Below are 25,831 nucleotides of genomic sequence, written 5' to 3'. Positions count from 1 at the left end.
TACTCATGGACCCTAACGCGCGGGTCCCTTCGGGGAATCCCGGAGAGGAGGGTGTTCGCCGGGGGCGTAGACGTGGGGCTCCCGTCACGCGGTGGCCGCGGGCCGTCACGCACACGGTCCCGGCCGGTCGCGCTCCGCAGCGGAGCCGCACACCGGCACCCCGCCCCGCGCCCGTGCGCAGGCCGCCCCGCCGACCGCCCCCACGTCCGACCCGCCGGTCAGCCCGCCGGACCTCCCGCCGGGTCATCCCGCCGTATGACAGAAGGGCCCCGGAGCGCATACGCCCCGGGGCCCTCGTGTCTGCGTCAGAGCTGACGCGAGGCCGCTCAGGCCTCGGTCTTCTCCTCGGTGCTCTCCTCGGAGGTCTCCGCCTCGGCAGCGGCCTCCTCGGTGTCTTCCTCGTCGTCGTCCAGGTCGACGACCTCGCCGTTGGTGTCCTTCACCGTGGCGGACTCGACGACCGTGGCCAGAGCCTTGCCGCGGGCGACCTCGCCGACCAGGAGCGGAACCTGGCCGCCCTCGACGACCGCCTGGGCGAACTGGTCGGGGGACATGCCGGAGGAGGCGGCACGGCGCATGAGGTGCTCGGTGAGCTCCTCCTGGTTGACGTTCAGCTTCTCGCGCTTGACGAGCTCGTCGAGCACGAACTGGGTCTTGATGCCCTTGACCGCGGCCTCACGGGTCTCGGTCTCGAACTCCTCGGCGGACTTGCCCTGGATCTCCAGGTACTTGTCCAGGTCGAGGCCCATCTGGCCGAGCTGGTGGTGCTCCAGGTTGTGCTTGCGGGTGTTGACCTCGTCCTCGAGCAGCTTCTCGGGGACGGGCACCTCGACGAGCTCCAGCAGCTTCTCCAGGACGCGCTCCTGGGCCTGCGTGGCCTGGTCGTACTGCTTCGTGTTCTCGAGGCGCTTGCGGCTGTCCGCCTTGAGCTCCTCGAGGGTGTCGAACTCGGAGGCGAGCTGCGCGAACTCGTCGTCCAGCTCGGGGAGCTCGCGGGCGGCGACCTGGGTGACCTTGACGGTGACCTCGGCCTCCTTGCCGGCCGCCGAGCCGCCCTTGAGCTCGGAGGTGAAGGTGGTCTCGCCACCGGCCTCCAGGCCCTTGACGGCCTCGTCGATGCCTTCCAGCAGCTCGCCGGAGCCGATGGTGTAGGAGACGCCGCTGGCGACGCCGTCCTCGAGGATCTCGCCGTCGACCTTGGCCTCCAGGTCGACCGTCACGACGTCGCCGTCCTCGGCGGCGCGCTCGACCGGGGAGGTCGAGGCGAAGCGCTCGCGGAGCTGCTCGACCGCCTTGTCGATGTCCTCCTCCGACACCTCGACGGCGTCGACCTCGACCTCGATGGAGGAGAAGTCCTCCGGGAGCTCCAGGGCGGGACGGACGTCGACCTCGGCGGTGAAGTTCAGCGTCTCGCCGTCCTTCAGCTCCGTGATGTCGACCTCGGGCTGGCCGAGGACGTCGATCTCGGCCTCGTTGACCGCCTCCGTGTAGAACTTCGGCAGCGCGTCGTTGACGGCCTCCTCCAGCACGGCACCACGGCCGAAGCGCTGGTCGATGACCCGGGCGGGGATCTTGCCCTTGCGGAAGCCCTTCACCGTGACCTGCTGGTTGATCTTCTTGTACGCCGCGTCGAGGCTGTCCTTGAGCTCCTCGAAGGGCACCTCGATGCTGAGCCGAACCCGAGTCGGGTTCAGGGTCTCCACGGCGCTCTTCACGGTTCGGTCTCCTTGGGGGCTGACTTCTTGGTTTCTGCCGGAGCCAGACCGGCTCCCGCGGATTAGCCGCCCGGAGGACCTACCAGAGGTTGAGGCATACGGGCGTGCAGCTTGCATAGTAACGGCAGCGAGGACACGCCCCAAAGGCGATCAAGCGAGGTGGCCCCGCAGATGGTCGACGACGGCCGGTCATGGCCGTTCTCGGGCCGGTGCCTTCCGGGTCCGCGGCCGGTGATGTCCGGTGTCGTCCGGATGGGCGGCCGGCGCCGTCCGGGCCCGGGGCGCCGGCGGTGGCCGCCGACGGCCGTCGGTGGTCGGGGTGGCGGGATTTGAACCCACGGCCTTCCGCTCCCAAAGCGGACGCGCTACCAAGCTGCGCCACACCCCGTCTGGTGCGTCACGTAGGGTACATGGCCGCAAGCCGTCTGACCGCCGCTTTTACCGAGCCGCGGGGCCGGCGGCGGCGGACGGGCAAACGGGGTGTGCGCCGGGGGGTGCCGAACCGCTACGATGCTCGAAGTGCCGGGGTCGGCTGACCTGCGGCGCGTCATGTGCGGGCGTAGCTCAATGGTAGAGCACTAGTCTTCCAAACTAGCTACGCGGGTTCGATTCCCGTCGCCCGCTCTGTACGACGAAGGCCCGGGTGAGAGGTCGATTTCCTCTCCCCCGGGCCTTCGGCGTTCCTGGGGGCGTTCAACCGCTAGCCAAGGTGCCGCTTGACGGAGGGGCGAGATGGCAGACAAGAACAGTCGCAGTCGGTGGAATCACCCCCACTGGCACCTCGTGATCGTTCTACCGCTTCTGATCTTCCTGATCACCGAAGACGACCCGATCACGCGATGCTTCCTGGCTTCAGGGCTCACGCTGGCGGCTGTCCGCCACGGACGTGAGTCTGCGCGGTGGGCCCGAGTCGAGTCCGCCCCGGTTCCCGACACCGGCAACTGACACCCACAGCCGCGAACGACGACGGTCGAAGCCGAACCCCGGCGACCGACCGGCCGAGGCACAGCACCCGTTGACCGACAGCGCTCCGTGATCGACCTGTGGTGAGTTGATGCGGGGCCGCAGCCCGAGGTGGGGCAGACGTGCCAAGGGTGGCCACGGCCCGGATTCGAACCGGGGTTTCCGCATCGGGGCGAACCCGAGTGCGACGTCCTGGGCCGCTGAACGACTCATGGCCAGGCGGATCGTACTGACTCAGAAACCGGCGGGCCCATCCCTTTTACCGGGGTGACGCCTCAGGGCACCGGCTCAGGTCGAGCCCTTCGACTCGCCTGGATGGCCACCTGCGCCCCTGATCGTCGAAAGAGGCCAAATCGCGACCTACTGGGACCTGGTCGGATTCGCTCACACTCAAACACATGGGGGCGATTCGGGATCGTGACCAGTTGGCATGCCATCGCTGCGGGGAGACCGGCCACGCCGTGCGTGAGCGCGGACGGTTCGGCCTCATGGCGAGCTATTGCGAGAGGTGCTGGAACGCCTTCGCCAACGAGATGGCCGAAGCCGACGGAGCGACAGCCGCACCCGGACCGGATCCCGACCCCGACGACGTGACATGGATCGAGCCACCACTTTGCCCCGAATGCGGCGCATTGATCCGCGTGTATCCCACCAACTACGACCGATGGGTCAGTCTCGCCATGGTGCGGTTGCCCGCCAAAGACGTCCCAGAGGCCTTCAGGTGGCGCCTGACGAGGCTTCCGGGCCGATCCCTCATCCCCACGGACATCGTGGCCGTACGGGTCCGTGGAATCGATCCGCTACCGGGCGAACCCGTCGTTCCGGCTCACCGGATGATGTGTATCCCCGAGTGGGGTGAGCCGTAGAGCACACGGCAACGAGCAGGAGGCCCGGCCTCGTGCCCTCCGCGTGCCCGATCGAGCAGCGACCGGCGGGGGGGGTGGCGGGGAGTGGCGGGGAACACCGGAGAGGGACCCGAGAACCTGCACGTCAGCGACTTGCCGGCTCAGCCCGGGTCCACGTGCGCGATCTTCCAAACTGGCCACGCGGGGCCGGGCTCAGAAGCTGATCGAGTTGATCGTGTCCGCGAGGGAGTCGAGGAAGCGGTTGATCGACGGGGCCATGCCGGTCGAGGCGAGGAAGAAGCCGAACAGGATCGCGACTATCGCCGGGCCCGCCTTGATCGACCCTCCCCGGATCAGCACCACCAGGATGATCGCCAACAGCAGCACCACTGACAGTGAAATGGCCACAACTGATCACACACCCTCGGTCGGTCCGCACTCCCGAGACCATCGTGCCACCAACAGGGCCTCCCTATGCGGCCCGTGACGCATCATCGCGTGGCGTCCTCCCGTCGGGGGTGCGCCGCACAGCAATTCGAGTACGTACCCGCACAGGAATCGGGACAGTTCATTGCCGTGTCCACACAACGCCTGCGCAGGGAATTCGAATTGTGGCGACGGACGCGGCAACTCAGGCGCACAACCGGCGTTATGCACCTTTTAGTCGGTATGAATCATGACATCACGGTCGACCGCGCAGTGCGTTCATCTACCCCGGCGGGCAATACGGCGGTCAATGGGCGAGCAATCCGGAGGGCAATAACTGGGAATGACCTGGGGCGTTTTACGAATACGCCCGCGCGGCGCTAGGGTGCCTCAAATGTTCCACGCCGCCTCGTCTCTCGTTCCGAGCCCGCGCTCGCCCCAGAACCAGAACGATCAGCACGACCAGTCCAGGGACAGATCCGTCGAACGACCGTCCCCGCGGCCCGCCGCGAAGCGCGACGCGTTCTTCGACAACGCGAAGTACCTGGCGATCGTGCTGGTGGCCGTGGGTCACTCCTGGGAACCGCTCAAGGGCGACAGCCGGGTGCTGCAGGCCGCGTACATGCTCGTGTACGCGTTCCACATGCCGGCCTTCATCGTCATCTCCGGCTTCTTCTCCCGCAGCTTCGACGGCAGCCCCGGCCGGCTGAAACGGCTGGTCACCGGAGTCGCCGTGCCGTACGTCGTCTTCGAGAGCGCGTATCCGCTCTTCAAGCGCGTCGTCGACCACGACCCCCAGGCCGCCATCACCCTCCTCGACCCGTACTACCTGACCTGGTTCCTGTGCGCGCTGTTCATCTGGCGGCTGACGACCCCCATCTGGAAGATGGTCCGGTACCCGCTGCCGCTCGCGCTGGTCATGGCGATGCTGGCGTCCCTCACCCCGAACCTCGGCAGTGATCTGGACCTCCAGCGGGTCCTGCAGTTCCTGCCGTACTTCGTGCTCGGCCTGTGTCTCAAGCCCGAGCACTTCCGGACGGTCCGCCGCCGCTCGGTGCGGATCGCGGCAGTCCCGGTCTTCGCCTTCTCCCTGGCCTTCTGCTGGTGGGCGGTGCCGAGGATGGACACCGGGTGGCTCTACCACCGCGCGTCCGCGCAGGAGTTGGGCCTCCCCTGGTGGGTCGGCCCCGCCATGCAGCTCGCGCTGTTCGGCTGCTCGCTGCTGCTGACGGCCTGCTTCTTCTCCTGGGTGCCGGGCCGCACGATGTGGTTCACGGCGCTCGGCGCGGGCACGCTGTGCGGCTATCTGCTGCACGGCTTCCTGATCAAGGCCGCCGACTATCGCGGCTGGTTCGATCACGCCGCGCTGCACCGGCCGCTCGGCGAGATCGCCGTCACCGTCGCGATCGCCGCGGCCGTCACCCTGCTGTGCACCCCACCCGTACGGCGGGTCTTCCGGTTCGTGATGGAGCCGAAGATGGCGTGGGCCTTCAAGCGGGACGCCGCCGCACTCGCTCGGGAGCGCGAGACGCGGGAGGGGCAGGAGACGCGCGAGACGCGGGAGGGGCAGGAGACCCGGGAGACGCGAGAGGCGCGGCGGGCGAAGGCTGAGGCCTGACGTCTCAGTCCGTGTGGCCGGTGTGGTTCGTGAGGCCGAGGAGTGCGCGCATCCGTGCGTACTTCTCGGTCAGTCGCGCCCTGGTCGGCGCGTCCAGGACCGCCAGTCGCGCCGGGTCCGCGTTGTGCGCCAGGTCCGCCTCCTTCACCAACAGCGCGCCCGGCGTGGCCAGGACGCGCCCCGCGTACGCCTCAGGCGTCTCCCCCGCCCGTTTGGTGACCGCCAGGACGACGGCCTTCGTACGGTCGCTCAGCGCTGCCTCGTGCAGCCAGGTCTCGGACAGGGCGTCGTCCTCGACGGCGTCGTGCAGCCAGGCGGCCGCGATCTGCTCGGCGTCGCCGCCACGCGCGCGTACGCCCTCCGCGACCGCCCGGAGGTGCTCGGCGTAGGGCCGGCCCGCCTTGTCGGTCTGTCCCTCATGGGCGGCGCGGGCGAGGGTCTCGACCTCGGACAGGGTGAGCATGGTGGTTCTTCCCTCGGGAGTCGCGGCAGAGGTCAGGACAGCGGGACCGACTGGGAGGTCGGGCCCTCGCGGCAGACCAGCAGCAGGGCACGGTCGTCGTTGACGTCCTTCGCCACCGCCTCGATCAGGTGCCAGGCGGCGCCCTGGAAGCCACCGGCCACGTAGCGGTCGGCCTCGCCGGTGAGGCGGTCGATGCCCTCGACGATGTCCCGGTCGGAGGTCTCCACCAGACCGTCGGTGAAGAGCATCAGCACGTCACCGGGGCGCAGCGAGCCCTTCACCGGGTCGAACTGGGCGCCGTCGTAGACCCCGAGGAGGGGGCCCTCGGCGGCCTTCTCCTCCCAGCGGCCGCTGCCCGCGCTGAGCTGGAGGCCCGGCGGGTGTCCGGCGGAGTAGAGCTCGTAGTCGCCCGAGTCGAGGTCGAGGACCAGGTGGATGGAGGTCGCGAAGCCCTCGTCCCAGTCCTGGCGGAGCAGGTAGCCGTTGGCGGCCGGGAGGAAGGCGTGCGGGGGCAGGGAGCCGAGCAGGCCGCCGAAGGCGCCCGACAGCAGGAGTGCTCGCGAGCCGGCGTCCATGCCCTTGCCGGAGACGTCCGTGAGGACGACTTCCATGGTGCGGCCGCCGTTCGTCCGGGCCGCGACGACGAAGTCGCCGGAGAACGACTGGCCTCCCGCCGGCCTCAGCGCCATCTCGCGGTGCCAGCCCTGCGGCAGGCTCGGCAGCTTGCTCTGCACCCGGATGCGTTCGCGCAGGTCGAAGAGCATCGTGCCGCCGCGCCGCCAGGGCACGCCGACCCGACTGCGGAACTGGGCGATGAGGAGGCCGAAGAAACCGCATGCCGCGACGACCAGGACCACGCCCGGGGTGACTCTGGACGGGCCCTCCGTGTACGGGCCCAGCTGTACCGACTCCACGATGAGGGCCGTGGCCGCCGCCGCGTACAGGCCGAGCAGGCTCGACGGGCGCAGCAGCAGCCCGCCGGCGACGATCGGCAGGACCAGGGCGGCCGGTGAGCACCACACCGAGTTGGCGAGCGTGGTGACGGCGATCAGCGGGACCGTGAGCAGCAGGAAGGCCAGCGCGATCCAGTCCGAGCCGTCGCCGCGGAAGTAGTCCACGGCGCTTCTGCGCACGCCGGTGCGGACCCGGTGCCACAAGTGCTTCAACCGGGCCGTCAACGTCTCGGCTTCCGCGCGCCGCTGTCGTCCTACTGCCATTAGTTCGGGACCCTATCCATCGAACCCGCCGCTTGGCACGGGAGGTCCCACTTGTCCCCCCTCAGAGGCTCAACTTCACAGTGAACTTCACGGAAAGCGCTCGCGCCCCGAGGTGGGGGAAATTTGCTGGCTCGCCTCGCACCGGACTGCTAGGCATGAGTCCATGACAGGTGACGCGGCGGGCCGTTCGACCTCTTCCGCGGCCGGGCGGCGGGAACAGCGGAAGGTGCGGGAGATGCGGGAGTTGCGGGAACCACGGGTGCTGCGGCGGGACGAATGGGACGAGTGGTACGGAACCCTGCTCCGTGCCTTCGGCGGGATCGGGGAATCGGCCGAGGAACGGGACCTCTTCCGGGCGCTCACCTCGCACGAGCGCTCCCTGGGCGTGTGGGACGGCGACCAGTGCGTGGCCACCGCGGGCGCGTACGACTTCCGGCTGACCGTGCCGGGCGGGGCGTCGGTGCCGGCGGCGGGTGTGTCGATGGTCGGTGTGAGCGCGACCCACCGGCGGCGCGGACTGCTGACGTCGATGATGCGGCGGCAGCTGGACGATGTGCGGGCGTGGGGTGAGCCGCTCGCGATCCTCACCGCCTCCGAACCGGACATCTACGGACGGTTCGGGTATGCCGCGGCGACCTTCGGGCTGCACGCCGAGATCGACACCAGTCGGGTACGGCTGTCCGTTCCGGCCGGCACGGACGATGTACGGCTGCGGTACGTCGACCCCGGCACGGAGCTCGAGGTGTGCGAGGCGGTGTACGCGCGGACCGTGCCCGCCCGGGCCGGGATGCTCGCGCGCCGGCCCGGTTGGGAGCGGCTGGGCCTGCTCGATCCGGAGAGCGAGCGGGCCGGGGCGTCGCCTCTCCAGTGCGTCCTCGCGGAGCGGGAGGGGGAGGTCACCGGGTACGCCCGCTTCCGGGTGCGGCCCGAGTGGCGCGACAGCGGGCACAACGGGCGGGTGCTGCTCCAGGATCTGGCGGGGGTGGATCCGGTGTCGGAGGCGGCGCTGTGGCGCTTCCTGTTCGGGATCGACCTCACGACCTCGCTGAAGGTGCGGGGGCGGCCGGTGGACGAGGCGTGGCAGCATCTCGTCTCCGACATCCGGCGGTGCGAGCTGCGGGTGCGGGACTCGCTGTACGTGCGGCCGGTGGAGGTGGGCGCGGCGCTCGAGGCGCGGACCTATCAGGCGCCGGTGGACGTGGTGTTGGAGGTCGAGGACGCCTTCTGTCCCTGGAACTCGGGACGTTGGCGACTGTCGGGGGACGCCAAGGGAGCGGTCTGCGGGCGCACTTCCGACGCCGCCGATCTCGCCCTGTCGGTGCGGGAGTTGGGGGCGGCCTACCTCGGGGGTGTCAGCCTCGCCTCGCTCGCGGGGGCAGGGCGCGTGCGGGAGCTGACGCAGGGCGCCTTGGCGGAGGCCGCGGTGGGATTCGGCGCGGCCACGGCTCCTTGGCTGCCGCACGGGTTCTGACGGGCGCCGGGGCGTCGGCGGGGGCTGCGGGGCCCGGTCAGTTCTTCTGGCAGGTCGGGCACCAGAAGAGGTTGCGGGCGGCGAGGTCGGCGGTGCGGACGGCGTCGCCGCAGAGGTGGCAGGGCTGGTGGGTGCGGCGGTAGACGTACACCTCGCCGCCGTGGTCGTCCACGCGGGGCGGGCGGCCCATCGCCTCCGGGGTGTGCTGCGGGCGGACCGTGTCGATGCGGTTGTTGCGGACGCCCTCCCGCATGAGGGCGACGAGGTCGGCCCAGATCGCGTCCCACTCGGCGGGGGTGATGTCCCTGCCCGCGCGGTACGGGTCGATGCGGTGCCGGAAGAGGACTTCGGCCCGGTAGACGTTGCCGACGCCGGCGATGATCTTCTGGTCCATGAGGAGGGCGGCGATCGTCGTACGGCTGCGGGAGACGCGGGTGTACGCGGCCAGGGGGTCGGCGTCGGCGCGGAGGGGGTCGGGGCCCAGGCGGGCGTGTATCGCCTGCTTCTCGACGTCCGTGATCAGGGCGCAGGTGGTGGGGCCGCGTAGGTCCACGTAGGCGTCGGCGTCGGCCAGGCGGAGCCGGACCGTGTCCGTGGGCGGCGGTGCGGGGGCCGGGCCGAAGGCGACCTTGCCGAAGAGGCCCAGGTGGATGTGGATCCACCGGCCGCCGGTGAAGCCGAGGAAGAGGTGTTTGCCGTGGGCCTCGGTGTGGCTGAGGGGGGTGTCGGCGAGGAGGGCGGCGGCGTCGGTGAACTTGCCCTGGGGGCTGGTCACCCGGACGGGGTGGTGGGTGAAGCGGGCGTAGTCCTGCGCCAGCCGGTGAATCGTGTGGCCTTCCGGCACCGGTGTCTCCCCTTCCTTTCCCACCGCTCACCACGCGCCGCCGCCGGCCCGGTGGCGCCATGCGCGCGGTCCCGGGCCCGGCGGCGGTTCGGCCGTGGTTACTGCTGGGGGTGGTGGGACGGGATGTCCGGGAGGTCGCCCGTGGTCTCGTAGGCGGACAGCATGTCGATGCGGCGGATGTGGCGTTCGTCCTCGGAGAACGGGGTGGCCAGGAAGGTCTCGACGAACTTCGTCGCCTCGTCCTGGGTGTGCATGCGGGAGCCGACCGCGACGACGTTGGCGTTGTTGTGCCGGCGGCCGAGGGACGCGGTCTCCTCGCTCCAGGCCAGGGCGGCACGGACGCCCTTCACCTTGTTCGCCGCGATCTGCTCGCCGTTGCCGGAGCCGCCGATCACGATGCCGAGGGACTCGGGGTCCGCGGCCGTCCGCTCCGCGGCGCGAAGGCAGAAGGGCGGGTAGTCGTCCTGGGCGTCGTAGATGTGGGGCCCGCAGTCGACCGGGTCGTGACCCGCCGCCTTGAGCCATTCGACGAGGTGGTTCTTGAGTTCGAAGCCGGCATGGTCCGAGCCGAGATACACGCGCATGGGTCGAGTGTGACACGAGCGCCGCGGGGTAGCAGCGCCGGGTGCCGCGTCCGAAAACTGTGAGTGATCCTATGGAAGCTCAGGAAAACCTCAAGTAACGATCTGGAATCGAAGGTTCCCGAATTCATTTGCCTCGGATTCACTGGACCGGCTCGTACGCCCCCCACGCACGATCCACCTGATTCCCCTCACGCGGCGCAAAGGAAACCATCCTCATGACTTCGCAGCCGACCCTCACACAGGCCGACCGCGGCCCCGGAGGTTCCGGAGAACCCGGATCCGGATCCGGGCTTCAGGCAGGGCTCAAGAACCGGCATCTCTCGATGATCGCCATCGGCGGTGTCATCGGCGCCGGACTGTTCGTCGGTTCCAGTTCCGGTATCGCGACCGCCGGGCCGGGCATTCTGCTGTCCTACGCTCTCGTCGGCACGCTCGTGGTGCTGGTGATGCGGATGCTCGGCGAGATGTCCGCGGCCAATCCGACCTCCGGTTCGTTCTCGGCGCACGCCGACCGGGCGCTCGGCCGCTGGGCCGGGTTCTCCATCGGCTGGCTGTACTGGTTCTTCTGGGTCGTCGTGCTCGCGGTGGAGGCCACCGCCGGGGCCAAGATCCTCGAAGGGTGGATACCCGCCGTACCGCAGTGGGGGTGGGCACTCCTGGTGATGGTGGTGCTGACCGCCACCAACCTCGTCTCCGTCGGGTCCTACGGCGAGTTCGAGTTCTGGTTCGCCGGGATCAAGGTCGTCGCGATCGGCGCGTTCATCGTCGTCGGCGGGCTCGCCGTCTTCGGCGTGCTGCCCGGCGCCGACAGCGACAAGGCGGGACTCGGCAACCTCGCCGACCACGGCGGCTTCCTGCCGAACGGACCCGGCGCCATCCTCACCGGTGTGCTGCTCGTCGTCTTCTCCTTCATGGGCAGCGAGATCGCGACCCTCGCGGCCGGTGAGTCCGAGAACCCGCAGCGGGCCGTGACGAAGTCCACGAACAGCATCATCTGGCGTATCGGCGTCTTCTATCTCGGGTCGATCTTCGTGGTCGTCACGCTGCTCCCGTGGGACGACGCCTCCATCAAGGAGCAGGGCTCCTACGTGGCCGCCCTCGACTCCCTCGGGATCGCGCACGCCGGTCAGATCATGAACTTCATCGTGCTGACGTCGGTGCTGTCCTGCCTCAACTCCGGGCTCTACACGGCCTCCCGCATGGCGTTCTCGCTCGGTGAGCGGGGTGACGCGCCGAAGGTCTTCGCCCGGACGACGAGTCGTGGTGTCCCTCTCGCGGCGATCGTCGCCTCGGTGACGTTCGGGTTCGTCGCCGTCTTCTTCAACTACAGGTTCCCGGACTCCGTCTTCCTCTTCCTCGTCAACTCCAGTGGCGCGGTGGCCCTGTTCGTCTGGCTGGTGATCTGCTTCTCGCAGCTGCGGATGCGGAAGATCATCCAGGCCGAGGCGCCGGAGAAGCTGGTCGTGCGGATGTGGCTGTACCCGTATCTGACCTGGGCGACGGCCGCGCTGATCGTCTTCGTGCTCGGTTACATGCTGACCGACACCGAGGGCGAGAGCAGCGGGCGGACGACCGTGCTGCTGTCGCTGCTGGTCGCGGCACTCGTGGTCGCCGTCGCCTTCGTGAAGGAAGGCCGGGTCAAGGCCAGGGCCGAAGAAGGGGCAGGGGCCAGGAGCACGGTCGAGGTCGAGTAGCGTCGGAGGCCGACGAGAGTGTGCGAGGGGTCCGCTGCGGCGGGCCCCTCTTCTCCGACTCACCTCTCCTTGTCCCGCCTCGCCCCACCCTCACTCACGTCACCGTGAAGCTGTCCTTGGCCTTCTCGTACGTCTTCAGGGCCTCCGCCTCGGCCCCGGGCTGGTACCAGGTGTTGATCTGGTACGACTTCCCGCTCTCGTCGAAGCCCAGGAGCCGGGCGTGCCAGGACGTGCCCTCGAGGGTGAAGGTGTACTCCCAGACGACTGCCGGGCCGCCCCGGAACGTCGTCTCCTCCAGGCGGATCTTGCTGTAGTCCCGGCCCTCGCGGGCGTTGCGTTCGGAGGTCTGCCAGGTGTCCATCAGGTCGCCTCGGGCCAGGGAGGACTTGGCGACGAGTTCCTGGGTGCCGTCGGGGGACGTGTAGTGCACCTCCGCGCCCGTTTTCACATCCCGCCGCCAGCCCTTGGGCGTCGCCCACGCGAAGCCTCCGGCCTCCTGGTGCGTGCCCGGGGGCAGGCTCGGCGGTCTGAAGGTCCCCTCGACGGTGGGCGAGGCCGAGGGGCTCGAGCCGGAGCCGGAGCCGGAGCCGATGCCCGAGCTCGGGCCGGTGACCGACGGCTTGGGCGAGGCGCCGCCCGCCTGGCCGTCACCGTCGTGCGAGCCGGGGGCCGACACGAGCACGACCGCGAGGACCGTGCCCACGGCGACGACTCCGACGGCGGCGACCGCGCCGGTGCGGCGGCCATTCCACCCCCCGGCACGTCCGGTACGGCGTCCGGCATCCCCTCCCGGTCCGGCATCCCCTCGCGCAGGGCGCCTGCCCGTACCGGGACCGGCCGGGACAGCGGGGCCGCCGGGCAGCTCACCGACGGGCGGCACGCCCACTCGACGGGTCGGTGCGTCCGGGCTCGATGCCGGGGCCGAGCCGGCCTGCGCGTCGGGGCGGGGGGCGGAGGCCGGCTCGGCCTCCGGAGCGACGTAGGGGTCCGGGGCGGCGTACGGCTCGGGAGCGGTGTACGAGGCCGGGGCGATGTACGAGGCCGGGGCGCCGTACGGGTCCCGGGCGGAGTACGGGTCCGGGGCGGAGTACGGGTCCGGGGCGGTGTACGAGTCCGGAGCGGTGTACCTCTCCGGGGTGGGGCCGCTTTCCGTCACCGCCTGGGAACGGGCGAGTGAGATTCCGGAGCGTGGGGGCGGGCCCACCGGCGGGCTGGGCGACGGGGGTTCGGAGCCCGACTCCGAGCGCGACTCCGAAGCCGCTTCGGTGGAGGCTTCAGGGGGGTCGGGTGGGTGGTGCGCCCCGACGGCGTCGACCGGAGTCCCCTCAGCCGCGCCCGACGGTCCCGCGCCCGGTCCCGGGCCCGGTCCCCTGCCCGACTGTCCCGGGCCCCCTTCTTCCCCGGTCACCGTCACCGTCGGTACAGGGGGCGGGAAGGCTATGGGGTCGAGGGCGGTTTCCAGGTGGGTGAGGGTGGGGCGGGCTGTGGGGTCCTTTGCCAGGAGGGCCGTGAGGATGTCGTACAACGGGCCCGCGTGGGCGGGGAGTCGGGGCTCCTCGTAGAGGACCGCGTGCAGGGTGGCCAGGGTGGTGTCCCGGGAGAAGGGGGAATGGCCGGCCAGGGCGGCGCAGAGAGTCGCTCCCAGGGACCACACGTCGGAGGGTGGGCCCTGCGGATGGCCCGAGATGCGCTCGGGGGCCATGTAGTCGGGGGAGCCGACCAGCATGCCGACCATGGTCAACGCCTTCGTGTCCTGGATCGCGGCGATACCGAAGTCGGTGAGGACGACCCGTCGGCCGCCGGTCTCCCCGTCGCCCGAACTCCCCCCGCCTGCCCGGCTCACCCCGCTCCCCCACCTCCCCCCGCTCCCTTCCACCAGGACGTTGCCCGGTTTGATGTCGCGGTGCAGTACTCCTCTCGCGTGCACCTGGCGCAGTGCCGTGACCAGGCCGAGGCCGATCCGTGCGGTTTCACGGGGGCCCAGCGGGCCTTCCTCGGCCATGATCCGCTCGAGGGAGGGGCCGGCCACCAACTCCATGACGATCCACAGGCGTTCGCCCTCGTCCACGACGTCGTAGACGCGCACCACGTTGGGATGATCGATCCGGGCGGTGGCCCTGGCCTCGCGCAGGGTCCGTTCGCGGCGGGTGCGGGCATCCTCCGAGTCGAGGCCGTCGATGCGCATCTCCTTCACCGCGACCTGCCGGTCGAGCACTTCGTCGGTGGCTCGCCACACCCGTCCCATTCCCCCCTGACCGATACTCTCGACCAGTCGGTAGCGCCCCGTCACCAGTAACCCGGAGAAACCACCACTCCCCGGATTCCCCGTGTTCCCGGTGGTCTCCGGATTCCCCCCGATCTCCGGACTTCCCGCATTCACCGGATTCTCCGCGTTTCCCGGACTTCCCGCGCCTCCCGTATTTCCCGGCAATCCGCTGCACCCCCTCCATTGCCCGGCCCCCGAAACACAATAGTCACACTTAATGCCGCACAAGCATAGTGGCGAGAAATCTTGTGGTACCTCTTCCAGTACTGCGAATTCAGGCGCAGCCAAGGGGGGCGAACATGAGTTCTCGTCGCGCGAAGACCGTCGCCGGATCGCTGGTCGTGGCATCTTTCTCGGCGGTGTTGATCCTTTCCTTCCCCGCCGGAGCGGACGATCAGGGGCCGGGAAGCGGCAAGGGAGGAAAGCCCGTCGACGAGGCGCCCGCGGGCGTGCGGACGACGACGACACTGCCGGAGCGGATCTCGGTCGACAACAGTTCCAGGAAAACGGAGATCACCGCCACGGTGAAGAACGAGGGGACCAAGGACAGCGGACAGATAAGGCTTTTGGTCGTCGGTTTCGACGGCCTTGCGGTCAAAAGCGTTCAGGGGTGTGCCGCCATCGCGGAGAAGGATCTTCCGGAAGGATCCAACAGCGGTTTCTCCTGCCCCATCGACAATCTCGCGGCCGGGGCGTCGAAGTCCTACGCCGTCGACGCGACCTTCGATCTGAGCAAGACCGGGAAGATCTGCCTGCCCGTCCAGACCAGCGACGGGAAGAAGACGTTCTGGCAGCAGGGCCCGGTGCCGTTCGGTACGACGAACCCGTCGCCGAACGCGCCCGCCACCCCGCTGCTCCTCGGCACCGACAACACGCCCGTGGGGCCCGGCGGCGACGAACTGCCCAAGACGGGCGTCGGCCGCGACATGTTGCCGCTCGGCGCGGCCGGAGCCGCACTGCTCGCGGCGGGCGCGGCCGGACTGTGGTGGTCCGGACGACGGCCGGAGCAGCGGACGGGCTGAGCCGGCCCTACGTGGAAAAGGGGTTCGCCGGGTCGGGTCGCGCAGTGCGACCTCGACCCGGCGAACCCCTTCGCAGGCGCCTGCGGGCGGTTACTCCTTGACGAGCTTCCACGCCGTGGGGAGCAACCCCATCGCCAGAGCCGCCTTGACGGCGTCGCCGATCAGGAACGGCGTGAGGCCGGCCGCGATCGCGGCGGAGGCGGACATGTCGGCGGCGTAGGCCAGGTACGGGACGCCGACGAGGTAGATGATCGCCTCACCCAGCAGCATCGTGCCCGCCATGCGCGGCACGGAGCGGTCGGCGCCTCGGCGGGCCAGGGCGCCCACGGCGGCGGTCGCCAGGACCATGCCCAGGATGTAGCCGAAGGAGACGGAGACGCCGGAGCCGCCGCCCGCGAACCACGGCACACCGGCGAGACCGGCCAGCGCGTAGACGGCGAGGGAGGAGACCCCGCGGCGGACGCCGAGGGTGGTACCGACGAGCAGCGCGGCGAAGGTCTGGCCGGTCACCGGGACGGGGCTGCCGGGGACCGGGACCGCGATCTGGGCCGCGAGGCCGGTGAGCGCGGCACCGCCGAGCACGAGCGCGACGTCCCGGACGTGGGAGGCGGGGAGGAGGTCGGCGAGGACCTTTCCGGGACGGGCGGGGGTGACGGCGGCGGTGCTCATGGGGACTCCGCGGGACGGGAACGGACGGGACACGGCGACGCTATCCCAGGGGGGTCGAGGCGATCACCGTCAGCGCTCGACAAACGGTCGAACGCCAGGTTGGTGGGCTCCTGACAAAGGGTGGGGGTTACACGCGGTACGAGGTGACCCCGGTCACTGAGGTGAAGTGGTTCGGGATACGCAGGCGCCCTGGGCGGCCTCTGTAGGGTTTCGCCAATCGAACAGCGGCCGTCTCGCCCGTCGGTCGCCATCTGGGCAGGGCTGGTCCGCTTTGCTAGCTTCGAGCCATGGTTGCCCAGGCCCAGTCCCTGAACTTCTCGTCGCGTCGCCACGTCGACCTGCGACGCGTGGGCGCGGCCGCCTGTCGCCCTCCGGTGTGAGGCGGGCGGAGCCGATCATCCGGCGCGTCACGCTCCACAGACGGCGCAGTGTCGGACCGGCTCCCGACTTCCGAGGAAGTTCCCCATGCCCCGTACAGCGGCTCCTCCCGCCCTGACCTCTCCCGTTACCCGGGTCGCGGACAGCGACCGGCGGCGCACGAGCGCCAGTGTGATCCTGCGGTCCGTGCTGGAGCACGGACCGGTCGCGCGTTCCACCATCGCCCGGCTCACCGGGCTGTCCCCCGCCTCCGTCACCGATCACTGTGCCCGGCTCACCGGGCTCGGGCTGATCCGGGAGGCGGCGGTGCCCCGGCGCAGCAACGGGGTGGGCCGGCCGCACGTGCCCGTGGACCTGGACGACTCGCGGTTCGTGGTGGGCGGGGTGCATGTGGCGGTGCCGTACACGACCGTCTCGCTGCTTGATCTGCGCGGCCGGGTGGTGGCGCGGCGGGAGTTGAAGCATCGGAGCCTCGAACCGTCCGAGGTGCTGGCGCGGGCCGCCGACGGGATCGACGCGCTGCTGGAGGAGACGGCCGGCTGCCGGGCCCTGGGGGTGGGGGTCGCCGTGGGCGGCTGGGTGGACCGGGATTCGGGGACCGTGGTCGAGCATCCGCTGCTGGGCTGGCGGGACGTGCCGGTGCGGGAGCCGATCGGCGCGCGCACCGGGCTGCCGGTCCAAGTGGACGGGCACGCGCGGGCGTTGGTCAACGCTGAGCGGTTGTTCGGGCGGGCGCGCGGCAGCCTCAGTGTGCTGCATCTGTTCGTCGGGAACGTCGTCGACTCCGCGTTCGCCACCCACGACGAGGTGCATCACGGGCCGCGTTCGCAGGCGGGCGCCATCGCGCATCTGCCGTTGGCCGGCGGTACGGAACCCTGCGACTGCGGCCGGGCCGGCTGCCTCCAGGTGGAGCTGAGCGAGCGGACGTTGTGCCGGCGGGCCCGGCGGGCCGGGGTGATCGACGGGGTGAACCCGATGCATGTGGTCGCCGCGGCGGACGCCGGGAACCCGGTGGCCGTACGGCTGTTGCGGGAGCGGGCGCGGATGGTGGGCCGGGCGGTCGGGCTGCTGCTGGACGTGCTCAATCCGGAGCGTGTGGTCGTCACCGAGGTGGGTGTGCTGTACCGGGAGGACTGCCTCGCCGCGCTGCGGGACGAGGTCGGGGCGGGGCGTTCCGCCGCCGTCCAGCCGAGCAGCTTCCCCGAATCCGTGCTGGCCATGGCGGGCGGGGCGGTGGCGCTGGACGTGCTCTACCGGGATCCGCTGGCCTCCCCACCGGGCGTCCCACCCGAGCCGAGTTAATTCAGAAACTCCGAATGTTGACAGGCCCCGCACGTGGACAGGAACATCTATCTCATGAGCTGTCGCACCTTCTGTTGCTGACGCCCCGGTGCGCCGGGAGCGCGCCCTTCTCCTGCCTTTCGCTGCAGGAAGTCCTCGCGGATTCCCTGCGGATACCCGCGGTTCGTCACGGATTCTTCGCGATTCGTTGCGGATTCTTCGCGGTTCCCACCGGTTCCAAACGCTTCCTTTTGGTTCCCCGTGGTTCCTCGCACGAATCCGCTGCGTGAATTCCCTGTAACGAACCCTGCCGTGGCCCGGCGTCCCGCCCGACGCCGCCCGCTCCTGCCCGCCTTGTCTCCGAGCTCCGTGATCCGTTTTCCCTTGGGGGTTCTCCCGTGCCTGTTTCCCGTACGTCCGGTGTCGACCGGCGTCTCTTCCTCGCCTCTCTGCTGGGGGCCGCCGCCGGTGTCGCCGGACTCAGCGGCTGCGCCGAGAGCAGCGCCGCCACCGGTGGGAAGGGCGCCTCCACGGCCCCGCTCGCCGACAAGGTGCCCACCGGCACGAGCCTGAAAATCGCCTCGTTCCAGGGCCAGCAGCAGTTGCAGATCAAGCTGGCGAAGCTGCCCGAACTGCCCTTCACGGTGTCGAACTGGCTGAACATCGGGGCCGGTCCCGACGTCATCAACGCGTTCCGCGCGAAGTCCCTCGACCTTGCCAACAACGCGGGTATTCCGCCGATCCAGGCGCATTACCAGGGATTCGACGCGAAGATCGTCGCGATCAACATCACGCGTAAGCCGAACTACGTCTTCGCAACCAAGCCGGGCAGCGACATCAGGACCGTCGACGACTTCCGCGGAAAGAAGCTGGCTTTCTCGCAGGGACAGGCGCAGGGCGTCGTCCTGCTGCGGGCGCTGAAGAAGGCCGGCCTGAAGTACGACGACGTGAAGCTGGTCCCGCTGACCAGCAACCAGTTCCTCACCGCCCTGCAGTCGGGCCAGGTGGACATCGCCCCGCTCGGCAACACCCAGTCGCCCGCCTACCTCAAGCAGTACGAGTCCAAGGGCGCCCGCGTCATCACCACCGACGTCGTCGACCTGCTCAGTCTGCTGTGGGCGCCGACGTCCGTGCTGAACGACAAGGCGAAGGCGGCCGCCGTGGCCGCGTTCATCCCGCAGTGGGCGCAGGGCCTGGTGTGGAGCTACGAGAACCCGGACGCCTGGAACGAGGAGTTCTTCGTCAAGACGCAGAACCTGACCCTCGACCAGGCCAAGTCGATCACCGCACTCGCCAACAAGCCCCTCTTCCCGCCGAGTTGGGACGAGGCCATCAAGTGGGAGCAGGAGACCGCGGACCTCCTCGCGGAGGGCGGCTTCGTCAAGCGGTTCGACGTCGCCTCGCTCTTCGACCACCGCTTCGAGGGCATCGCCGCCAAGTCCGTGGCAGCCGAGTACCGGAGTTGACCGCCATGACCACCAGTGCAAGCACGACGACGCGCACGACCACCGACACCGGCCCGGCCGCGAGCACGACCGCGACCACGGCTCCCGTCGGCGACGCCACAGCCAAGGGCGACAGGTCCCTGGTCCGTCGCCGCCGACGCCGCGGACTCGCTCCCGGAAAACCGTGGCCGGCCTCCCGGCTCGTCGGGCCCCTGCTGCTCATCGCCCTGTGGGCCGCCGCCTCGGCCGCCGGACAACTGGACACCGGGGCGATCCCGGCGCCCTGGACGGTAGTGCGGACCGGCGTCCACCTGTGGACCGACGGAACGCTGACCACCGACATCCTCACTTCGCTGGAGCGTGCCGCGTACGGCTTCGCGATCGGCCTCACCGCCGGGGTCGTCCTCGCCCTCGCCTCCGGGCTGACCCGGACCGGGGAGGCGCTGATCGACGGGAGCGTGCAGCTCAACCGGGCGATCCCGACCCTCGGTCTGATCCCGCTGTTCATCCTCTGGCTGGGCATCGGCGAGACCTTCAAGATCGCGATCATCGCCATCGTCGTCTACATCCCGATCTACCTCAACACGCATGCCGCGCTGTCCGGCATCGACAACCGGTTCGTCGAACTCGCCGAGGTGCAGGGCCTGTCGAAGGTCCAGTTCATCCGGCAGATCGTGATCCCCGGCGCGCTGCCCGGATTCTTCGTGGGACTCCGGCTCGGGGTGACCGGCTCCTGGCTGGGACTGGTGGTCCTGGAGCAGATCAACGCCACCAGCGGCCTCGGCTACATGATGTTCCAGGCCACGAACTACGGCCAGTCGGACGTCATCCTCGTCGGTCTCCTCATCTACGGCGTCTTCGGTCTCCTCTCCGACAGCGCGGTCCGTCTCATCGAACGGAGGGTGCTGTCGTGGCGCCGCACACTGAGCAGCTGACCCGCTCCACCGCAGTCCAACTACGTGGCCTGACACGATCGTTCGAGGATCGCACGGTCCTCGACGCCATCGACCTGGACATCCCCGCCGGACAGTTCGTGGCGCTCCTCGGGCACAGCGGGTCCGGCAAGAGCACCCTGCTGCGGGCGGTCGCCCACCTCGACCACGAGGTCGCCGGCAGCGGACGGCTCACGGCCCCGGAACGGGTGTCGGTGGTCTTCCAGGATTCCCGGCTGCTGCCCTGGCGGCGGGTGCTGGACAACGTACTGCTGGGGCTGGACGGCAAGGAGGCGGACCAGAAGGGCCGCGAGGCCCTCGCCGAGGTGGGGCTGAAGGGCCGCGAGCGGGCCTGGCCCAACGAGCTGTCCGGCGGCGAGGCGCAGCGCGCCGCCCTGGCCCGTTCGCTGGTCCGTGAGCCCGAACTCCTGCTGGCGGACGAGCCGTTCGGAGCGCTGGACGCGCTCACCCGGATCAAGATGCACACCCTGCTGCGTGAGCTGTGGGAGCGCCACCGGCCTTCCGTACTGCTCGTCACCCACGACGTGGACGAGGCGATCGTGCTCGCCGACCGGGTCCTCGTCCTCGACCACGGCCGCATCGGCCTCGACCTGACCATCGACCGCCCGCACCCTCGCTCGTACCGGGACCCACTGCTCGGCGAGTACCGCGAACGACTGCTCGCCGCCCTGGGCGTCACGGAGGACCACAAGTGACCACGGCTGACAACCGACGACAGCTCCACCTCAACGCGTTCCTGATGAACACCGGACACCACGAGGCGTCCTGGCGGCTCCCGGAGAGCGACCCGTACGCCCACGTGGAGCTGGACCACTACGTCCACCTGGCCCGGATCGCCGAACGCGGCACCTTCGACTCCCTGTTCCTCGCCGACGGGCCACAGCTGTGGGGCAACATCGCCCAGCGTCCGGCCGGCGCCCTGGAGCCGCTCACGCTGCTCACCGCGCTGGCGACGGCCACCCGGCACATCGGCCTCATCGCCACCGCCTCCACCTCCTACAACTCCCCCTACAACCTGGCCCGCAAGTTCGCCTCCCTCGACATCATCAGCGGCGGCCGGGCCGGCTGGAACATCGTCACCACCGCCGGCGCCGAGGCCGCCCGCAACTTCGGTCTGGACGCCGAGCCCGCGCACGCCGAGCGGTACGCCCGCGCCGGTGAGTTCCTCGACGTGGCCCTGAAGCTCTGGGACAGCTGGGAGGACGACGCGATCGTCGCCGACAAGGCGGCGGGCGTCTGGGGGGACGACGCGAAGGTCCACCCGCCCCGCCACCAGGGGACGTACTTCAGTGTCGAGGGCGCCCTCAACGTCCCGCGCTCGCCCCAGGGTTATCCGCTGCTGGTGCAGGCCGGGTCGAGCGAGGACGGCAAGACGTTCGCGGCCCGGTACGCGGAGGCGGTGTTCACCGCGCAGCAGACGCTCGCCGACGCGCAGGCCTTCTACGCCGACCTGAAGTCCCGAACCCGGCAGGCCGGCCGGGATCCCGAGCACATCAAGGTGCTGCCCGGGATCGTCCCGGTGATCGGCTCGACGGAGGCCGAGGCGCGCGGATACGAGCAGGTCCTGGAGGACCACATCGTGCACACGCACGGGGTCCAGCGGCTGGAGCAGCTGCTCCAGCTGGAGCCCGGCGCTCTGGAGCTGGACGCGGAGCTGCCCGCCGATCTGCCGCCGGAGAGCGCGATCGAGGGCGCCAAGAGCCGCTACACCCTCGTGGTGGAGCTGGCCCGGCGCGAACGCCTCACCGTGCGGCAGCTGATCGGGCGGCTCGGCGGCGGGCGCGGGCATCTCACCTTCGCGGGCACGCCCGAGCAGGTCGCCGACGCGATCGAGACCTGGTTCACCCAGGGTGCCGCCGACGGGTTCAACATCATGCCCGCGGTCCTGCCCTCCGGCCTGGACGCCTTCGTCGACCACGTCGTCCCGATCCTGCGCGCCCGCGGCCTGCTGCGCGGTGAGTACGGCCCGCGCACCACGCTGCGCGAGAGGTACGGCCTCCCGCGCCCCGCCAACCAGTACGTGACCGCTGCCGCTCCCGCACCCGTCCTCGTCTGACCCGTCCGAAAGGCCCTTCCATGAGCATCGAGATCCGCAAGGTCACCGCGAACATCGGCGCCCAGGTCAGCGGCGTCGACATCGCCAAGCCGCTCGACGAGGAGACCTACGCCGCCCTGCGTGAGGCGCTCAACGTCCACAAGGCCCTGGTCTTCGACGACGTGAACCTGGACGACGAGGGCCAGCAGGCCTTCGTCCGCCACTTCGGCGATCTCACCGGCGCCCACCCGACCGTGCCGGCCGTCGACGGCGCCCCGAACGTGCTGCCGGTCGACAGCGAGCGCGGCCGCGCCGCGAACCACTGGCACACGGACGTCACCTTCGTCCTCAACCCGCCGCAGGCCAGCACCCTGCGCAGCCTGGTGCTCCCGCCGTACGGCGGCGAGACCCTGATCACCAGCTCGGCGGCGGCCTACCGCCAGCTGCCGGAGCCGCTCAGGCAGCTCGCCGACACCCTGTGGGCCGAGCACACCAACGACTACGACTACGCGGTGCCCCAGGAGGCGGTCGACGAGGAGCAGGCCGCCGCGCGCGCCCAGTTCACCTCGATCAAGTACCGCACGGTCCACCCGGTGGTCCGCGTCCACCCGCTGACCGGCGAACGCGGCCTGTTCATCGGCGGGTTCGCGCAGCGCATCGTGGGCCTGTCGGTGGCCGAGTCCCGCAAGATCCTCGACCTGCTCCAGTCGTACGTCACCCGGCCGGAGAACATCCTGCGCCACCGCTGGTCGGAGAACCAGCTGGTCCTGTTCGACAACCGCATCACCCAGCACTACGCGGTCGACAACTACGACGGCCGGCCCCGCCGGCTGCACCGGGTGACGGTCGCGGGCGACATCCCGGTCGGCATCGAGGGCAAGGAGAGCTACTCGATCGAGGGTGACGCGGCGCACTACACCTCCGTAGCCGCTTAGGGCCTGTCCGGCGGACCATGCCCAAGACGCGGGACCACTGCCTGAGGCGGCTGTCCCCGCCCGCACCCTGTCGGCCCCCACGTGGAGACACGTGGGGGCCGTCCTGTTGCCCGGAACCGTCCTCTTGTTGCTAGCCTGCACTTGCAAGTAAGTTGCAATAAGGCTTGAGGGGACCCCGCCATGCCCGTCTACACGCTGCCCGACCTGGCGTTACGAGGCCGCGAAGTCCCGCGCGAACGTGTTGCTGCTCGCCCCCTGAGGCAGCCGTGAAGCGTCCTGCCTCGTGATCGTCTTCTCACCCTTCACGGCGGCAGGCGGACTGAAGGGGCGGCCCCGCGAGGACATGACTCGCGGGGCCGCTTCCTGTTCGCGCCGCGCCCGTATGCGCCAGTCCGTGTGCGCGGGCGGGCGCGGGGGCTTCCCATGGGTGGCGTTCCGGGTGACAGTGGCCAGCATGGGTCTTCCGAAGAGGCGTTGCCCCAACTGCGGGGACACCGAGCAGCACTTCCGGCACCTGCGGGGCGACGAGCGGACCTTCGCCCTGAATCACGCGCAGGTGCTCAGGGCGGATCTCGGCAAGTACCGGCGCTGTACCCGCGAAGGCTGTGTGCGGGTGCAGTCCTACTTCAACTGGAAGTCCGGCTTCGATCTTCCGGAGGAGTTCCGCAAGGCCCCGCAACCGGCCGGCTAGGAACTGCCCCGACCGGGGGCTTTCCCCCGGCTCCGGGTCCACCGATCGGTGGACGGCAAGTTCAACCGGGCACCTCTGTCGGCCAACGGCCCTGGCCGACCAGGCTCTTGGGCATGAACTCACTCACTGTGCGCATGGCGCGTTCCAGCGCGCGGCATCCCTGGCGGGCGATCGTCGGCTGGCTGGTGTTCGTGGTGTTGTGCCTGGCGGCCGGCAGCGCCGTCGGGATGAACAGCGCGAGGACGGCCGACTACCGGGTCGGCGAGGCCGGCCGGGCCGAGGCCATGGCGGCCGACGGACAGCTGGAACGCAGATCCGCCGAGCAGGTGCTGATCTCCGCGCGGTCGGGCCCCCTGCGCGCGGAAGCGGCCCGGGCCGCCGTCCGGGATCTCACCGCCCGGATGGAGCGGCTGCCCGAGGTCGCGGAGGTGGCCGCGCCGGTACGCTCCTCCGACGGCCGGATCCTCATGGTCGAGGTGGCCCTCGAGGGCGAGGAGCGGGACGCCAAGGACAAGGCCGACACGGTCGCCGCGCAGACCGCCGGCGTCCAACGGGCCCATCCGGATCTGCTGCTCGAGGAGACCGGCAGCCCCTCCATCAGCAAGGGGGTCGACGAGCAGCGCGGTGACGACCTCGCGCTCTCCGAGAAGATCACCCTGCCGGTCACCCTGCTGACCCTGCTGCTCGTGTTCGGCTCGCTCACCATGGCAGCCGTGCCGCTGCTGCTCGCGCTGTCGTCGATCGCGGCGGCCGTCGGCCTGTCGATGGTGGCCTCGCACATCTCCCCCGACACCGGGGTCGGCACCAACGTCATCCTGATGATCGGCCTCGCCGTCGGCGTCGACTACACGCTCTTCCATCTGAAGCGGGAGCGCGAGGAGCGGGCCCGCAGCGGGGGGCGGTTGAGCTCCGAGGCGCTGGTGGAGCTGGCGGCGGCCACCTCGGGCCGGGCGGTGGTGGTCTCCGGGTTCGCGGTCGTCGCCTCCACGGCCACGCTGTACCTGGCCTCGGACGTGATCTTCTCCTCGCTCGCCACCGGCACCGTCGTGGTCGTCCTGGTCGCGATGGCCAGCTCCCTGACGGCGCTGCCCGCGCTGCTGACGGTACTGGGCAAGCGCGCGGAGCGCGGGGCCGCGCGCCGTGCGGAGCGGGGCAGGTCCTCCCGCCGCCCCCGCGGCGAGAGCGGCGGCCGGGTCTGGACCGCGCTGCTGCGCCCCGCCGCCCGGCACCCCCTCGCCACCCTCTGTGTCTCCGTCCTCGCCCTGCTCGCACTCGTCGTCCCGCTGGCCGGCCTGAAGATCACCGAGATGAGCCGGGACACCCACTCCCGCGAGATCCCCGCGATGCGGGTGTACGACCGCCTCAACGAGGCGTTCCCCCAGCACCGGGTCACCCACCAGGTGGTCGTGCGCGCCGACGCGACGCAGAACGGCGAGGTGACCGAGGCGCTGGACGAACTGGCCCGGCTCGCCGACGGTGATTCCCTGTTCACCGGTACGCCCCGGCTGCGCACCTCCGCCGACCACCGGATCAGCACGCTCGAACTGCGCGTGCCGTACCTGGGCGACTCCGGCCGGGCCCGCGCCTCCCTCGACCACCTGCGCGACGACTACCTGCCCGCCACCGTCGGCCGGATCGGCGGCGCCGAGTACGGCGTGAGCGGCGACGTGGCCCGGTACACCGACTATCCGGCCCACCAGAACGGCAAACTGCCGCTTGTCCTGGGGGCGTTGCTGCTGGTGACCTTTCTGATGACGCTGTACGCGTTCCGCTCCGTCACCCTCGGTCTGATCGGCGTCGTACTGAATCTGCTGTCGGCGGCGGCCGCGCTCGGGCTGCTGGTCCTCGTCTTCCAGCACACCTGGGCCGAGGGGCTGCTGGACTTCCAGTCCACCGGCTCGATCGGGTCGCGCGTCCCGCTGTTCCTGTTCGTGATCCTCTTCGGACTCTCGATGGACTACCAGGTGTTCGTCGTCAGCCGGATCAGGGAAGCCGTGCTCGCGGGGACCCCGACCCGGCAGGCGGTGCTCGATGGGGTCCGCCGGTCGGCGAGCGTGGTGACCAGCGCGGCGGTCGTGATGACGACGGTGTTCGTGAGCTTCGTCTTCCTCCACATCATCGAGATGAAGCAGATCGGGTTCGTGCTCGCCGCGGCCGTCCTGCTGGACGCCTTCGTCGTACGCATCCTGATCCTGCCGTCGGCGATGCTGCTGCTGGGCGAGCGGAGCTGGTGGCCGTCGCGGCCGGACCGGGGAACGACGGGCCCGCGCGCCCAAGTGCCCCCCGAGCGGCCGGTGGTCGACGTACGTTGATCGG

At 70.3% G+C, this 25,831-nt stretch carries 21 protein-coding genes and 3 tRNA genes; 14 read left to right on the top strand and 10 right to left on the bottom strand.

Annotated elements, in window-relative coordinates; translation table 11 throughout:
* Positions 1-326 precede the first annotated feature (326 nt).
* Together tig and ACIPFH_RS01980 are read right to left on the bottom strand one after the other, a co-directional pair.
* Positions 327-1,715 (bottom strand): trigger factor, encoded by a 1,389-nt coding sequence (gene tig, locus ACIPFH_RS01985; protein ID WP_356249117.1) that lies wholly within the window; start codon positions 1,713-1,715, stop codon positions 327-329.
* A gap of 311 nt (positions 1,716-2,026) precedes the next feature.
* A tRNA-Pro gene (locus ACIPFH_RS01980) sits at positions 2,027-2,103 on the bottom strand.
* A 165-nt stretch (positions 2,104-2,268) separates the two neighbouring features.
* Between ACIPFH_RS01980 and ACIPFH_RS01975 the strand changes: the two genes are divergently transcribed.
* Positions 2,269-2,339, top strand: a tRNA-Gly gene (locus ACIPFH_RS01975).
* A gap of 471 nt (positions 2,340-2,810) precedes the next feature.
* Here the strand turns inward: ACIPFH_RS01975 and ACIPFH_RS01970 are convergent.
* A tRNA-OTHER gene (locus ACIPFH_RS01970) sits at positions 2,811-2,895 on the bottom strand.
* A 181-nt stretch (positions 2,896-3,076) separates the two neighbouring features.
* Here ACIPFH_RS01970 and ACIPFH_RS01965 point away from each other — a divergent pair.
* Positions 3,077-3,544: a DUF6083 domain-containing protein gene (locus ACIPFH_RS01965; protein WP_401822131.1), complete on the top strand. Its 468-nt coding sequence runs from the start codon at positions 3,077-3,079 to the stop codon at positions 3,542-3,544.
* 192 nt (positions 3,545-3,736) lie between these two features.
* Here ACIPFH_RS01965 and ACIPFH_RS01960 read toward each other — a convergent pair whose 3' ends face one another.
* Positions 3,737-3,931, bottom strand: coding sequence for a hypothetical protein (locus ACIPFH_RS01960; protein WP_030779494.1), 195 nt, complete (start codon positions 3,929-3,931; stop codon positions 3,737-3,739).
* A 412-nt stretch (positions 3,932-4,343) separates the two neighbouring features.
* On the opposite strand from ACIPFH_RS01960, the gene ACIPFH_RS01955 reads away from it, so the two are divergent.
* Positions 4,344-5,567 (top strand): acyltransferase family protein, encoded by a 1,224-nt coding sequence (locus ACIPFH_RS01955; RefSeq protein ID WP_401822129.1) that lies wholly within the window; start codon positions 4,344-4,346, stop codon positions 5,565-5,567.
* 4 nt (positions 5,568-5,571) lie between these two features.
* Here the strand turns inward: ACIPFH_RS01955 and ACIPFH_RS01950 are convergent, their stop codons facing one another.
* Complete coding sequence (locus ACIPFH_RS01950; protein ID WP_389497935.1) at positions 5,572-6,030, bottom strand: HD domain-containing protein; 459 nt, start codon at positions 6,028-6,030, stop codon at positions 5,572-5,574.
* Between the two features lie 32 nt (positions 6,031-6,062).
* Complete coding sequence (locus tag ACIPFH_RS01945) at positions 6,063-7,247, bottom strand: PP2C family protein-serine/threonine phosphatase (RefSeq protein WP_356249123.1); 1,185 nt, start codon at positions 7,245-7,247, stop codon at positions 6,063-6,065.
* A gap of 235 nt (positions 7,248-7,482) precedes the next feature.
* Between ACIPFH_RS01945 and ACIPFH_RS01940 the strand changes: the two genes are divergently transcribed.
* On the top strand, positions 7,483-8,718 hold the full coding sequence (locus ACIPFH_RS01940; protein ID WP_401823699.1) for a GNAT family N-acetyltransferase: 1,236 nt from the start codon (positions 7,483-7,485) through the stop codon (positions 8,716-8,718).
* A gap of 37 nt (positions 8,719-8,755) precedes the next feature.
* On the opposite strand, the gene ACIPFH_RS01935 is transcribed toward ACIPFH_RS01940, so the two are convergent.
* Positions 8,756-9,562, bottom strand: a complete 807-nt coding sequence (locus ACIPFH_RS01935; RefSeq protein ID WP_401822126.1) for an Fpg/Nei family DNA glycosylase — start codon at positions 9,560-9,562, stop codon at positions 8,756-8,758.
* A gap of 98 nt (positions 9,563-9,660) precedes the next feature.
* Positions 9,661-10,146 (bottom strand): ribose-5-phosphate isomerase, encoded by a 486-nt coding sequence (locus tag ACIPFH_RS01930; RefSeq protein ID WP_401822124.1) that lies wholly within the window; start codon positions 10,144-10,146, stop codon positions 9,661-9,663.
* A 215-nt stretch (positions 10,147-10,361) separates the two neighbouring features.
* Here ACIPFH_RS01930 and ACIPFH_RS01925 point away from each other — a divergent pair, with 215 nt between their 5' ends.
* Positions 10,362-11,840, top strand: coding sequence for an amino acid permease (locus tag ACIPFH_RS01925; RefSeq protein WP_401822122.1), 1,479 nt, complete (start codon positions 10,362-10,364; stop codon positions 11,838-11,840).
* Between the two features lie 94 nt (positions 11,841-11,934).
* On the opposite strand, the gene ACIPFH_RS01920 is transcribed toward ACIPFH_RS01925, so the two are convergent.
* Positions 11,935-14,085, bottom strand: a complete 2,151-nt coding sequence (locus tag ACIPFH_RS01920; RefSeq protein WP_401822120.1) for a protein kinase — start codon at positions 14,083-14,085, stop codon at positions 11,935-11,937.
* Positions 14,086-14,405: 320 nt separating this feature from the next.
* On the opposite strand from ACIPFH_RS01920, the gene ACIPFH_RS01915 reads away from it, so the two are divergent.
* Positions 14,406-15,128: an LPXTG cell wall anchor domain-containing protein gene (locus ACIPFH_RS01915; RefSeq protein ID WP_401822119.1), complete on the top strand. Its 723-nt coding sequence runs from the start codon at positions 14,406-14,408 to the stop codon at positions 15,126-15,128.
* Positions 15,129-15,218: 90 nt separating this feature from the next.
* Here ACIPFH_RS01915 and ACIPFH_RS01910 read toward each other — a convergent pair whose 3' ends face one another.
* Entirely contained in the window at positions 15,219-15,797 is a 579-nt protein-coding gene (locus tag ACIPFH_RS01910) for a biotin transporter BioY (protein WP_356252916.1), read from the bottom strand.
* 465 nt (positions 15,798-16,262) lie between these two features.
* Between ACIPFH_RS01910 and ACIPFH_RS01905 the strand changes: the two genes are divergently transcribed.
* The 8 genes from ACIPFH_RS01905 (at position 16,263) to ACIPFH_RS01870 (ending at position 25,827) form a co-directional block, all read left to right on the top strand.
* Complete coding sequence (locus tag ACIPFH_RS01905; protein WP_401822117.1) at positions 16,263-17,477, top strand: ROK family protein; 1,215 nt, start codon at positions 16,263-16,265, stop codon at positions 17,475-17,477.
* Positions 17,478-17,854: 377 nt separating this feature from the next.
* Positions 17,855-18,922, top strand: a complete 1,068-nt coding sequence (locus ACIPFH_RS01900) for an ABC transporter substrate-binding protein (RefSeq protein ID WP_401822114.1) — start codon at positions 17,855-17,857, stop codon at positions 18,920-18,922.
* A gap of 5 nt (positions 18,923-18,927) precedes the next feature.
* Entirely contained in the window at positions 18,928-19,836 is a 909-nt protein-coding gene (locus tag ACIPFH_RS01895; protein ID WP_401822113.1) for an ABC transporter permease, read from the top strand.
* Entirely contained in the window at positions 19,812-20,549 is a 738-nt protein-coding gene (locus ACIPFH_RS01890; RefSeq protein ID WP_401822110.1) for an ABC transporter ATP-binding protein, read from the top strand. Before ACIPFH_RS01895 ends, ACIPFH_RS01890 begins: the two co-directional genes overlap by 25 nt.
* Positions 20,546-21,910: an LLM class flavin-dependent oxidoreductase gene (locus ACIPFH_RS01885; RefSeq protein ID WP_401822108.1), complete on the top strand. Its 1,365-nt coding sequence runs from the start codon at positions 20,546-20,548 to the stop codon at positions 21,908-21,910. Before ACIPFH_RS01890 ends, ACIPFH_RS01885 begins: the two co-directional genes overlap by 4 nt.
* A gap of 20 nt (positions 21,911-21,930) precedes the next feature.
* Positions 21,931-22,824, top strand: a complete 894-nt coding sequence (locus ACIPFH_RS01880; RefSeq protein ID WP_401822106.1) for a TauD/TfdA dioxygenase family protein — start codon at positions 21,931-21,933, stop codon at positions 22,822-22,824.
* A gap of 454 nt (positions 22,825-23,278) precedes the next feature.
* A complete protein-coding gene (locus ACIPFH_RS01875) occupies positions 23,279-23,515 on the top strand; it encodes a hypothetical protein (RefSeq protein WP_356252892.1) in 237 nt (78 codons plus the stop codon).
* A gap of 113 nt (positions 23,516-23,628) precedes the next feature.
* Positions 23,629-25,827 (top strand): MMPL family transporter, encoded by a 2,199-nt coding sequence (locus ACIPFH_RS01870; RefSeq protein ID WP_401822105.1) that lies wholly within the window; start codon positions 23,629-23,631, stop codon positions 25,825-25,827.
* Positions 25,828-25,831: the final 4 nt, after the last annotated feature.

The sequence above is a fragment of the Streptomyces sp. NPDC088157 genome, from assembly GCF_044741545.1.
Taxonomy (GTDB): Bacteria; Actinomycetota; Actinomycetes; order Streptomycetales; family Streptomycetaceae; genus Streptomyces.
Note: the sequence above shows the minus strand (reverse complement) of the source record. Positions and strands in the feature narration are given on the sequence as shown.

Bases quoted from the DNA above. Each gene is read 5' to 3' on its own strand.
- ACIPFH_RS01965 (WP_401822131.1), top strand. From the start codon at position 3,077: ATGGGGGCGATTCGGGATCGTGACCAGTTGGCATGCCATCGCTGCGGG.
- ACIPFH_RS01955 (WP_401822129.1), top strand. From the start codon at position 4,344: ATGTTCCACGCCGCCTCGTCTCTCGTTCCGAGCCCGCGCTCGCCCCAG.
- ACIPFH_RS01950 (WP_389497935.1), bottom strand. From the start codon at position 6,030: ATGCTCACCCTGTCCGAGGTCGAGACCCTCGCCCGCGCCGCCCATGAG.
- ACIPFH_RS01945 (WP_356249123.1), bottom strand. From the start codon at position 7,247: ATGGCAGTAGGACGACAGCGGCGCGCGGAAGCCGAGACGTTGACGGCC.
- ACIPFH_RS01940 (WP_401823699.1), top strand. From the start codon at position 7,483: ATGCGGGAGTTGCGGGAACCACGGGTGCTGCGGCGGGACGAATGGGAC.
- ACIPFH_RS01930 (WP_401822124.1), bottom strand. From the start codon at position 10,146: ATGCGCGTGTATCTCGGCTCGGACCATGCCGGCTTCGAACTCAAGAAC.
- ACIPFH_RS01925 (WP_401822122.1), top strand. From the start codon at position 10,362: ATGACTTCGCAGCCGACCCTCACACAGGCCGACCGCGGCCCCGGAGGT.
- ACIPFH_RS01920 (WP_401822120.1), bottom strand. From the start codon at position 14,085: ATGGGACGGGTGTGGCGAGCCACCGACGAAGTGCTCGACCGGCAGGTC.
- ACIPFH_RS01915 (WP_401822119.1), top strand. From the start codon at position 14,406: ATGAGTTCTCGTCGCGCGAAGACCGTCGCCGGATCGCTGGTCGTGGCA.
- ACIPFH_RS01910 (WP_356252916.1), bottom strand. From the start codon at position 15,797: ATGAGCACCGCCGCCGTCACCCCCGCCCGTCCCGGAAAGGTCCTCGCC.
- ACIPFH_RS01905 (WP_401822117.1), top strand. From the start codon at position 16,263: ATGCCCCGTACAGCGGCTCCTCCCGCCCTGACCTCTCCCGTTACCCGG.
- ACIPFH_RS01895 (WP_401822113.1), top strand. From the start codon at position 18,928: ATGACCACCAGTGCAAGCACGACGACGCGCACGACCACCGACACCGGC.
- ACIPFH_RS01880 (WP_401822106.1), top strand. From the start codon at position 21,931: ATGAGCATCGAGATCCGCAAGGTCACCGCGAACATCGGCGCCCAGGTC.
- ACIPFH_RS01875 (WP_356252892.1), top strand. From the start codon at position 23,279: ATGGGTCTTCCGAAGAGGCGTTGCCCCAACTGCGGGGACACCGAGCAG.
- ACIPFH_RS01870 (WP_401822105.1), top strand. From the start codon at position 23,629: ATGAACTCACTCACTGTGCGCATGGCGCGTTCCAGCGCGCGGCATCCC.